We start from the raw sequence: 11,111 nt of genomic DNA, 5'->3' as shown, positions 1-11,111 counted from the left end.
CCACGTGGCGGAATTGGTAGACGCGCATGGTTCAGGTCCATGTGCCGCAAGGTGTGGGGGTTCGAGTCCCTCCGTGGGCACCACTCTACCGAATACGCAAAAAAGCCGCAGACTTTCACGAGTCTGCGGCTTTTTTCATTGGCGCGCCAGAAATATGCGGTGCGCCCTGCCCCTTCAAGCTACAGCGCGGCGCGCACGGCGGCGGCCAGGGTGGTGGTCGGACGGCCGATCAACTTGCTCAAGCTGCGACTGTCGTCGAACAGCGCGCCCTGCGCGGCGGCGGCGTCCGAATCGGCGATCAGCGCCGCCAAGCCGGCCGGCAAGCCAAAACCAAGCAAGGCCTCGCGGTAGGCCGCCTCGTCCAGATTGTTGTAGGCCACGGCCTTGCCGGCTTGCAGCGCCAGCTCAGCCGCCAGTTCGGCCAAGGTGAAGGCGCGGTCGCCGGCCAGTTCGTGGATCGGCTGGGCCGGCGCCTCGCTCAGCAGCGCGGCCACGGCCGCCGCCGCGTAGTCGGCCCGCGCCGCCGCCGCAATGCGTCCCTCGCCCGCGCCACCGAGCAACACGCCGTGTTGCAGCGCGCCGCCCAGGCCGGCGGTGTAGTTTTCCATGTACCAGCCATTGCGCAGCAAGGTGTATGGCAGGCCGGAGGCGAGCACCGCCGCCTCGGTCTCGCGGTGCTCGGCCGCCAGGCCCAGCTTGGAAGTGTCGGCGTGCAGCACGCTGGTGTAGGCTAGCAGCGTGACGCCGGCGCGGACGGCGGCGTCGATCGCGTTGCGGTGCTGCGCCACCCGCCGGCCCAGCGCGTTCGACGAGATCAGCAAGACCTTGCTGGCGCCCTGGAAGGCGGCGTCGAGGGTGGCCGGCGCCTCGTAGTCGGCGTGGCGCACCTGAACACCCAGCGCGGCCAGCTCGGCGGCCTTGGCGACGTCGCGCACGGCGGCGACGATCCGTGTTGCGGGAACTTTTTTGAGCAGGTCGGCGATGACCAGTTGGCCCAGTTGGCCGGTGGCGCCGGTGATGACGATCATGGGTATCCTCTTCGTTCGGTAGGGAAAAACGTATAATAGGACCGACACTAACAAATTGTAAGTACGCACATTTTAGTAAGTATGGAGAAGCCCATGGACCACGAGCAAAGCGACCAGCAAGAGCAGCAGCAAGGGCAGCAGCAGCAGCAGCAGCAGCAGCAGCAGCAGCAGCAGCAGCAGCTAGCTGCGCAAGCCGGCAAGACCCTGCGCGCCGCCATCGCCGCCAACGCCGAAATCGGCGACTTCGCCGCCCGGCTGACGGCGGCCAACTGCCCCTCGCGCGCCGTGCTCAGCCATTTGACCAGCCGCTGGGGCACGCTGATCATGGTGGTGCTGCTGGCCGACGGCAGCCAGCGCTTCAGCCAACTGCGCCGCGCCGTCGGCGGTGTCAGCGAAAAGATGCTGGCGCAGACCCTGGACGGCCTGGTCGGCGACGGCTTCGTGCTGCGCCTCGACCACCGGGCGATTCCACCCCACGTCGAGTACCGCCTGACGGCGCTGGGCCGCGAGGCGGCCGAACGGCTGGCCGCGCTGGTCGACTGGATCGAGCAGAGCTACCCGCGCATCGCGGCGGCGCGGCAACAAGCGGACTCTGCGGGCGGGAAACAGACAGCGGCCGCCTAATTTGCCCGCCGCCGGCCCGGCGGCGGACCGGCCGGGGCAATCTTGTACTACACTGGCTTGAACTTCTGTTTCGGAAACTTTTACCGACATGACGCCGCCTTTCCGCCCGCCGCACACCATCCTGATCGCCACCAGCTCGGCCTACGACCTGGCCGCCCTGCAGCAGTTGCTTTCCCGTTATAGTTTCCAGGTGCAGGCCGTCAGCAAGGGCGACAACGCGTTGCAGGCGGTGGCGGCCGGCGGCATCGCCCTGGTGCTGCTCGACGTGGCGCTGGCCGGCAGCGCCGGTTTCGAGCTGTGCCGGCGCCTGGCGGCGGCCAGCGTCGGCGCGCTGCCGGTCTTCCTGTTGTCGGCCGCGCCCAGCGACGAGGAAGGCGAACGCGCGCTGGCGGCCGGCGCCAGCGCCTACGTCGCCCTGCCGCTGCGCCCGGCCGAGCTGGCCCGCCGCGTGCTGCACCAACTCGGCGTGCTGGCCGACACCCCGCCGCCGCCCGATCCGCGCCTGGCCGAACTGGTGGTGAACTACCACGCCATGCTGGCCAGCTCGCCCGACATCGTGCTGCTGTTCGACCTGGAGCAGAACCGCCTGATCGACCTCAACCGCAACGCCTGCCGCCTGTTCGGCCGCGACGAAACCGAGCTGCTGCAGTGCAACCTGCTCGACCTGTGCCCGCAGGTGCAGCCGGACGGGCGCGGCTCGGCGGCGGCGCTGGCGGCCCAGGTGGCGCAGGTGCAGGCCGGCGACATCCGCATGTTCGAGATCAGCTTCCTGCACAGCAGCGGCCGCCGACTCGACTGCGAGATGCGCATGGTGGCGCTGGACAAGGCCGAGCACCAACTGATGCACGTGCGCATCATCGACATCTCCAGCCGCAAGCGCGCCGAGGCGCTGCGCCTGGGGCAGAACACCCTGCTCGAAATGATCGCCCGGGGCGCGCCGCTGGCGGCCACCCTCGACAAGCTGATCCGCTTGATCGAGGCGCAATCGGACGGGGTGCTGTGCTCGGTGCTGTTGCTCGACGAGGACGGCGTCAGCATGCGCGCCGGCGCCGGCCCCAGCCTGCCGCCGGCCTATCTGCACGCCTTCGAGGGCTTGGCGATCGGCCCGACGGTGGGCTCCTGCGGCACGGCGATGTACTGCAAGCACACGGTGGTGGTGGCCGACATCGAGCACGACCCGCTGTGGGCGCCCTACGCCGCCGTGGCCGCCCCCTACGGTTTGCGGGCCTGCTGGTCGACGCCGATCATGTTCGAGCGGGACCAGGTGCTCGGCTCCTTCGCCATGTACTACCGCGAGGTGCGCAGCCCGAGCGCCGAGGAGCGCCGCCTGATCCACGCCGCCAGCCACCTGGCCGGCATCGCCATCGCCGGCACGCGGCGCGAGCAGGAGCTGCTGCGCCACCGCGAGCACCTGGAGGAGCTGGTGGCGGCGCGCACCGCCGAGCTGCGCCAGGCCAAGGACGAGGCCGAGCGCGCCAACGCCGAGCTGAGCGCGGCGCTGGCCAAGCTGGGCAGCACGCGCGACGAGCTGGTGCGGCGCGGCAAGCTGGCCGCGCTGGGCACCCTGGTGGCCGGCGTCGCGCACGAGCTCAACACGCCGATCGGCAACAGCCTGATGATGGCCACGACGATCAGCGAGCGCACCCGCGTGCTGCGCGCCGGCCTGGCCGGCGGCCTGCGCCGCTCGGCGCTGGAGAGCTATCTGGCCCAGGCCAGCGAGGCCGACGAGGTGGTGGTGCGCAACCTGCGCCGCGCCGCCGACCTGGTGGCCAGCTTCAAGCGCATCGCCGTCGACTCGGCCGGCTCGCAGCGCCGCCGCTTCCGCCTCGACCAGCTGCTGCCCGAGCTGCTGCAGGAGCTCCGGTCGGCCCATCCGGGCGCGCCGCGGCTGGAGCTCGACATCGAGCCGGGCCTGGAGCTCGACAGCTATCCCGGCCCGCTCGAGCAGGCCGTCGGCAACCTGTTCGAGAACAGCATGCTGCACGGCCTGGCCGGGCGCGCCGACGGCCTCATCACGCTGCGCGCGCACGCCGGGACCGACGGCGAGATCGCCCTGTCGCTGGCCGACAACGGCGCCGGCATCGCCGCCGAGCACCTGGCGCGCATCTACGACCCCTTCTTCACCACCCGGCTCGGCTCGGGCGGCTCGGGCCTGGGCCTGTACATCACCCACAACATCGTCACCGGCGTGCTGGGCGGGCGCATCGAGGTCGACAGCGCGCCCGGCCGGGGCAGCCGCTTCACCCTGCACCTGCCGGCCAACGCGCCGCGCTGAGGCGCGCGTTTCCCCTTGGCCGCGTGGTGCCGCGCGGCCGTATAATCGTCGACAAGCTGTCGTCGACAAGCCGCCGTCGTTGATCCCGGCCGCGCCGCCGCACAAGGAGCCCGCTTCGTGAGCCCGTCCCCCGCCCGTCCCGAGTCCTGGCAACTGGCGCCGCTGAGCGCCGAGTTCCGCCATGCCGCCACCGAGCGCGACTTCCTCGCCCACCAGCTGGCCATGACCCAGGGCCAGTTGCGCATCGCCCTGTTGTTCTGCTCGCTCTTCTACCTCGGCTTCGCCGTCACCGACCTGGCGCGGCAGGGCGCCGGCGAGCACACCGGCGCCCTGCTGGCGGCGCGCGCGGCGGTGGTGCTGTGCGCGCTCGGCTGCCTGTGGCTGCTGCGCCGCTACCCAAGCTCGATCCGCGTCAGCCGGCTCGCCGCCAGCGCCGCCACCAGCGCCGGCAGCGCCGGCTTCCTGCTGATCGCCGCGCTGCGGCCGGACGAGTTCCTGCTGCACGCCATCGGCATGAGCATCCTCGTCGTGGTGCTCTACATCTACATCCCGAACCGCCTGCTGTACGCCTTGGCGCTGGCGCTGGCGGCCACGCTGGGCTTCGTCGCGCTGGCCTGGCTGCGCGCGCCGCTGCGCGGCGCCGAACTGGGCACCATGGCCACCCTGCTGTTGCTGGCCAACGTGTTCTGCTACGTCGCCGCGCGCCGCTACCAGCGCCTGTGGCGCGACGAGTACAGCGCCCGCTGCGTGCTGCGCGACCAGTCGATCCGCGACCACCTGACCGGCTGCTACAACCGCCGCCACCTGCACGAGCAACTGCTGGAGAACGAGCTGGCGCGGGCCCAGCGCTACAAGCTGAGCCTGACGGTGGTGATGTGCGACCTCGACCATTTCAAGGCGGTCAACGACCAGCACGGCCACCACGGCGGCGACGCCGTGCTGGTCAAGTTCGCCGAGCTGCTGCGCGCCATGACGCGCGAGGGCGTCGACGGCGTGGTGCGCTACGGCGGCGAGGAGTTCCTGCTGGTGCTGCCGGAAACCGACCTGCGCGGCGGCGTGCTGCTGGCCGAGCGCCTGCGCGCCACGCTGGCGGCCAGCGCCATCCCGCACCAGCTGGCGCTGATACGCGTCACCGCCAGCTTCGGCGTGGCCAGCGCCGACTTCGCCAGCTCGGCCAACCCGGCGGCCCACCACGGCATCATCGCCAGCGCCGACAATTTGCTGTACGCTGCCAAAAAGGCGGGCCGCAACCAGGTCCGCGCCCTGCAACTGCCGTGAGGACCCGCATGCCCGACCTTCGACCGCCCCGCCGCACCGCCGCCCTCCCCGCCGCCCTCCCCGCCGCCGCGCCCCCGGCCGCCACCGCTGCCACCGGCGCCGGCCGGCGCGCCGCCCGCCTGGCCGCCGCGCTGGGCCTGGGCTTGTACTGCGCCAGCCTGCTGGCCGGCCCGGCGCCCTGGTACATTTGGCGCAGCAAGGTGGACGGCGCGCGCGTCTGCCACCAGACCCCGCTCGGCCCCGGCTGGGAGGTCGTTGCCGGCCCCTACCGAGATAGCCATTGCGAAAAGCCATCACTTGCTAAATAATGGGGCCACGACAACAGGGACCAGCCCGCCGAATTCGCCGCACTCTTGCACGACTTGAAGGAAGTACTAGCTCATCCCATCACCACGAGGAGATTCTATGTTCACCAATCCCGAACAGTTTGCCAATGCCACCAAAGCCTTATTCGAATTTCAACTGGAAACATTTAACACCCTGACCAGCAAGGCCGTGCAGGGCGTGGAACAGGTGGTGGCGCTGAACATGGCCACCGCCAAGTCGAACGTCGAGGGCGGCCTGGCCGCCGGCAAGGAGATCAGCCAGGCGTCCGATCCGAAGGCGGCGCTGGCCGTCGCCCAGGCCCAGGCCAAACCGGGCATGGCCAACGCGGCCGCCTACAACCAGCAGCTGGGCACCATCATCGCCGACATCCGCGAGGAGTTCACCCGCGCCGCCGACGCCCACATCGCCGAGGCCAAGAGCAATCTGAGCGCGCTGATCTACGACGTCACCAAGAACGTGCGTCCCGGTTCGGAAAACGCCGTGCAGATCGTCAAATCGGCCATCGACAACGCCTTCAACGGCTACGAGCAGGTGACCAAGGCCACCAAGCAGGCCGTCGAGGCGGTCGAGGCGCAGATCGCCAAGGCCGCCGCGCTGGTCGACCAGGCGCCGGAAAAAGCCGCCAAGGCCGCCAAGAAGTAGATCCCGGCGCAGCGCTGCACCATGCGGGCCGCTCCTTAGCGGCCCGTTTTCATTGCGGCGCCCGCCGGCGCGCGCGCGCCCCGTCTTGGACGATGCGCGCAAATTCGCTGGGCAAGCGGGGGCGGACGCGATACACTGTACATAAACCCAGTCCAATATTTCCCGCCGTCCTCCCCTGCCCCCCCTTTCTCCGCCGCAATGATCAACGTTCTGGACAACCCGCTGTACTACCTGGACAACTTCCACCAGGTGCTGGACTGGATCGCCGGCCGCTATGGCGACCTGCTGACCGAGCAGGAAAGCGGCTTCATCCGCGACTTCGCCGGCCTGCCGCAGCCCTCGCGCGCGCTGTTCGTGCGCATGGTGATGCGCAAGGGCGAGCTGTTCCGCGCCAGCAAGCTGGTCTATGCCGAGATCGGCGCCGCCGAGGAGGCGGCGCGGCCGCTGGCGGCGCTCGGCCTGGTCGAAGCGGACCCCCTGCTGACGCTGGAGCAGCTGTTCGAGCTGCTGCAAAAGCCGGAGATCGCCGCCGCCTTCCAACTGGCGCCGGCCGAGGCCAAGCTGCGCAAGCCCGAGCAGCTGGCCCTGCTGGCCGGCCGCCACGACGGCGCGCGCCGCTTCTCGGCCTGGCATCCGGCCGCCGGCGAGCAGGCCTACCGCATCGCCGCGCAGGCCTTGTGCGACCGCCTGCGCCTGATCTTCTTCGGCAACGCCCACCAGGACTGGACCGAGTTCGTGCTGTCCGACCTGGGCATCTACCAATACGAAAAGGTCGAGTTCGCGCCGGCCGCGCGCGGCTTCCGCAGCCGCGCCGACATCGACGACTACCTGCGCCTGCAGCACTGCCAGGAGCGCTTCGCCAACGGCGAGCCGCTCGACGAGGTGCTCGCCGGCCTGCCGCCGCCGGCCGTCGACAACGAATGGCTACGCAGCCGGCGCGACAAGCTGCTGTTCCAGTTCGCCCAGCAGCTCGAAAAGCAGCAGGACTGGTGCGCCGCCCACGCCCTCTACGCCGGCTGCGGCTATCCCGGCGCGCGGGCGCGCGCCATCCGCGTGCTGGAGAAGGACGGCCGCAGCGCCGCCGCCTTCACGCTGCTGCAGGCGGCCCAGCGCGAACCGGAGAGCGAGGCCGAGCGCCAGCAGCTGCTGCGCATCGCGCCGCGCCTGGCGCGCAAGCTGGGCCAGGCGCGGCCGGCGCCGGCCGCGCCGGCGCCGGTGCACAAGCTCGAGCTGAGCCTGCCGGCGCCGAGCCAGCCCGCGTATGTCGAGTTCGTCGTGCGCGACCACCTGAGCAGCGCGGACGCGCCGGTGTTCTATGTCGAGAACGCGCTGATCAATTCGCTGTTCGGCCTGCTCTGCTGGGACGCCATCTTCTGCGCCATCCCCGGCGCCTTCTTCCACCCCTTCCATCGCGGCCCGGCCGACCTGCACAGCGCCGACTTCCAGCGCCGCCGCGCGCCGCAGTTCGCCGCCTGCCTGGCCCAGCTCGACGGCGACGGCTGGCGCGACACGGTGCGCGCCAACTACGCGCGCAAGGCCGGCATCCAGTCGCCCTTCCTGTACTGGGAGGCGCTCGAACCGGAGCTGCTCGACCTGGCGCTGGCCTGCATCCCGCCGCGGCACCTGCGCCTGGCCTTCGAGCGCATCCTGCAGGACGTCAAGGCCAACCGCAGCGGCTTCCCCGACCTGATCCAGTTCTGGCCCGAGGAAAAGCGCTACAGCATGATCGAGGTGAAAGGACCGGGCGACCGCCTGCAGGACAACCAGCTGCGCTGGATCGCCTACTGCGCCGAGCACCAGATGCCGGTGTCGGTCTGCTACCTGCAGTGGAGCGCCTGAGACGATGGGTGTTGAATTGACGCCGGCGCCGGCCGGCTACACCGTCGCCGTGCGCGCGCTGTGCGAGTTCACCGCCAAGGCCGGCGACCTGGACCTGCGCTTCACGCCCTCGCCCACGGCGCAGGAGGGCATCGCCGGCCATGGCGTGGTGACGGCGCGGCGCGGCCCGCATTACCAGAGCGAAGTCAGCCTGAGCGGCGACTACGGCCCGCTGCGCGTGCGCGGCCGTGCCGACGGCTACGACCCGCAACTGGGCCAACTGGAGGAGATCAAGACCTATCGCGGCGAGCTGGCGCGCATGCCGGACAACCACCGCCGGCTGCACTGGGCGCAGCTGAAGATCTACGGCCACCTGCTGTGCCGCCAGCTGGGACTGGCCCGCCTGCGCCTGGCGCTGGTCTACTTCGACATCGGCAGCCAGCAGGAGACCGTGCTGCACGAGGAGCACGACGCCGCCGAACTGCAAACCTACTTCGAACAGCAGTGCGCGCTATTCCTGTGCTGGGCCGAGCAGGAGATGGCGCAGCGCGCGGCGCGCGACGCGGCGCTGAGCGCCCTGTCCTTCCCGCACGCCGAGTTCCGCGCCGGCCAGCGCCAGCTGGCCGAGGCCATGTACAAGGCCAGCGCGCGCGGCTGCTGCCTGTTGGCGCAGGCGCCCACCGGCATCGGCAAGACCGTCGGCAGCCTGTTCCCGCTGCTCAAGGCCAGCGCCGCGCACAAGCTCGACAAGGTGTTCTTCCTCGCCGCCAAAACCTCCGGCCGGCAGATGGCGCTGGACGCGCTGGCCATCATCGCTCGCGCCGCGACGGCGGCGGCGCCGGCAGCGACAATGGCAGCGCCGGCACTGCCGCTGCGCGTGCTCGAACTGGTGGCGCGCAGCAGCGCCTGCGAGCATCCCGAGCTGGCCTGCCACGGCGACTCCTGTCCGCTGGCGCGCGGCTTCTACGACCGCCTGCCGGCCGCGCGCGCCGCCGCGCTGCGGGCCGGCACGCTGGACCAGGCCACGCTGCGCACGGTGGCGCTGGCGCACCAGGTCTGCCCCTACTACCTGTGCAGCGAAATGGCGCGCTGGTGCGACGTCGTCATCGGCGACTACAACTACTACTTCGACAGCGGCGCCATGCTGCACAGCCTGACCCTGCTCAACGACTGGAAGGTCGCCGTGCTGGTCGACGAGGCGCACAACATGGTTAGCCGCGCCCGCAAGATGTATTCGGCGGAACTGGAGCACGCCGGCCTGCGCATGTTGCGCAAGAGCGCCCCGGAGGCGCTGAAAAAGCCGCTCGACCGCGTGCAGCGCGCCTGGAACGTGCTGGAGAAGGAGCAGCAGGCCGACTACCAGCCCTACGCCGAGCTGCCGGAAAAATTCATGGCGGCGCTGCAGAACGCCGCCAACGCCATCGCCGCCCACCAGGCCGAGCATCCGGCCCAGTCCGACCCGGCGCTGCTGGAGTTCTACTTCGCCGCGCTGCAGTTCAACCGCCTGGCCGACAGCTTCGGCCAGCATTCGCTGTTCGACATCAGCAAGCGCGGCGGCACGGCCAGCCGGCCCGACTCGCTGCTGTGCATCCGCAACATCGTGCCGGCGCCCTTCCTGCGGCCGCGCTTCGAGGCCAGCCACACGACGGCGCTGTTCTCGGCCACGCTCAGCCCGTGGAACTACTTTTGCGACACGCTCGGCATGCCGGCCGACACGGCCTGGGTCGACGTCGAATCGCCCTTCGCCGCCGAGCAGTTGGCGGTGCGCGTGGCCGGCCACATCTCGACCCGCTACCAGCACCGCGCCCGTTCGCTGGCGCCGATCGCCGCGCTGATCGGCGCGCAGTACGCCCGCCAGCCGGGCAACTACCTGGCCTTCTTCAGCAGCTTCGACTACATGGAGCAGGCCGCCGAACAATTCGCCCAAGGCCACCCGCAGGTGCCGCAGTGGCGCCAGCAGCGCCGCATGGACGAGGCGGCGCGCGCCGCCTTCCTGGCCCGCTTTTCGCACGACAGCGCCGGCGTCGGCTTCGCCGTGCTGGGCGGCTCCTTCGGCGAGGGCATCGACCTGCCCGGCGCGCGCCTGATCGGCGCCTTCATCGCCACCCTCGGCCTGCCGCAGCTGAACCCGGTCAACGAGCAGATCCGCCAGCGCATGGACGCCATCTTCGGCGCCGGCTACGACTACGCCTATCTGTTCCCCGGCATGCAGAAGGTGGTGCAGGCGGCCGGCCGGGTGATCCGCACGCAGACCGACCGGGGCACCGTCTACCTGATCGACGACCGCTTCGGCCGGCCGGAGATCGCCCGCCTGCTGCCGGCCTGGTGGCGCGTGGAACCGGCCGAACGCGGCTAATGCCCGCCGCTACTGCATCGCGCTCCGGATCTTCTGGTAGCCGCTGCGGCTGATCGGAATCCGGCTGCCGTCGGCCAGCAGCGCGACATGGCTGTCGCGCGTGGCCTGCTCGATGCGGCCGACGAAGTCGATGTTGACGATGTACGAGCGGTGGATGCGCACGAAGCGTTGCGCCTCCAGCTGCCCCTCCAGCTCGGACAGGCTCTGGTTCTTCAGGTAGGACTTGCCCTCGCTGTGGATCCGCACATAGTCGTCCTGCGCCTCGATGTAGGCGATCCTGTCGCAGGCGACGACGTGGACCTTGGCGCCGTCGCGGATCAACACGCGCGCCAGCGGCGCCTTGCGCGCCGCCGCCTCGCGCGCCACGGCGGCGACGGCGGCCCGCGCCCGATCGGCCTGCGCGTCGGCTTGGCCGAGGCTGGCGCGGGCGTGCGCCAGCGCCTGGTCGAAGCGCTGCTGGCTGAACGGCTTGAGCAGATAGTCGAGGGCGTGGAACTCGAAGGCCCTGATGGCGTATTGGTCGAAGGCGGTGGCGAAGATGAAGCGCGCCTTGCCGGCGCTGAGCTCGGCCACCTCGAAGCCGTCCAGCTTGGGCATCTGGATGTCGAGGAAGACCAGGTCGGGCGCCAGCTCGCTGATCGCCTTGACCGCCTCGAAGCCGTTGGCGCATTCGGCGACGATGTCGACGTCGGCGTGTTCGGCCAGGTACTCGCGCACCACGCCGCGTGCCAGCGCCTCGTCGTCCACAATGATGATACGCATG

The 11,111-nt window shown here is 70.5% G+C and carries 9 protein-coding genes; 7 read left to right on the top strand and 2 right to left on the bottom strand.

Going from position 1 to position 11,111, the window contains the following annotated elements:
• Positions 1 to 179: 179 nt before the first annotated feature.
• Complete coding sequence (locus BM252_RS15835; protein WP_093388638.1) at positions 180 to 1,028, bottom strand: NmrA family NAD(P)-binding protein; 849 nt, start codon at positions 1,026 to 1,028, stop codon at positions 180 to 182.
• 93 nt (positions 1,029 to 1,121) lie between these two features.
• Between BM252_RS15835 and BM252_RS32125 the strand changes: the two genes are divergently transcribed.
• From BM252_RS32125 to BM252_RS15800, 7 genes are all read left to right on the top strand, one after another.
• Positions 1,122 to 1,652 (top strand): winged helix-turn-helix transcriptional regulator, encoded by a 531-nt coding sequence (locus BM252_RS32125; RefSeq protein WP_093388637.1) that lies wholly within the window; start codon positions 1,122 to 1,124, stop codon positions 1,650 to 1,652.
• An 88-nt stretch (positions 1,653 to 1,740) separates the two neighbouring features.
• The gene (locus BM252_RS15825; protein WP_093388636.1) at positions 1,741 to 3,927 is read left to right on the top strand and encodes an ATP-binding protein; all 2,187 of its coding nucleotides are present in this window, start codon (positions 1,741 to 1,743) and stop codon (positions 3,925 to 3,927) included.
• A gap of 117 nt (positions 3,928 to 4,044) precedes the next feature.
• Complete coding sequence (locus BM252_RS15820; RefSeq protein ID WP_245774281.1) at positions 4,045 to 5,205, top strand: GGDEF domain-containing protein; 1,161 nt, start codon at positions 4,045 to 4,047, stop codon at positions 5,203 to 5,205.
• Between the two features lie 8 nt (positions 5,206 to 5,213).
• Positions 5,214 to 5,513: a hypothetical protein gene (locus tag BM252_RS32120; protein ID WP_342742519.1), complete on the top strand. Its 300-nt coding sequence runs from the start codon at positions 5,214 to 5,216 to the stop codon at positions 5,511 to 5,513.
• Between the two features lie 97 nt (positions 5,514 to 5,610).
• Complete coding sequence (locus tag BM252_RS15810) at positions 5,611 to 6,174, top strand: phasin family protein (protein WP_093388635.1); 564 nt, start codon at positions 5,611 to 5,613, stop codon at positions 6,172 to 6,174.
• Positions 6,175 to 6,372: 198 nt separating this feature from the next.
• The gene (locus tag BM252_RS15805; protein WP_093388634.1) at positions 6,373 to 8,013 is read left to right on the top strand and encodes a VRR-NUC domain-containing protein; all 1,641 of its coding nucleotides are present in this window, start codon (positions 6,373 to 6,375) and stop codon (positions 8,011 to 8,013) included.
• Positions 8,014 to 8,017: 4 nt separating this feature from the next.
• Positions 8,018 to 10,348, top strand: coding sequence for an ATP-dependent DNA helicase (locus tag BM252_RS15800; RefSeq protein ID WP_093388633.1), 2,331 nt, complete (start codon positions 8,018 to 8,020; stop codon positions 10,346 to 10,348).
• A gap of 9 nt (positions 10,349 to 10,357) precedes the next feature.
• Here BM252_RS15800 and BM252_RS15795 read toward each other — a convergent pair whose 3' ends face one another.
• On the bottom strand, positions 10,358 to 11,110 hold the full coding sequence (locus BM252_RS15795) for a LytR/AlgR family response regulator transcription factor (protein WP_093388632.1): 753 nt from the start codon (positions 11,108 to 11,110) through the stop codon (positions 10,358 to 10,360).
• Position 11,111 lies beyond the last annotated feature (1 nt).

The organism is Rugamonas rubra, from assembly GCF_900114705.1.
Taxonomy (GTDB): Bacteria; Pseudomonadota; Gammaproteobacteria; order Burkholderiales; family Burkholderiaceae_D; genus Rugamonas; species Rugamonas rubra.
This window is presented reverse-complemented; position numbering and strand designations above follow the sequence as displayed.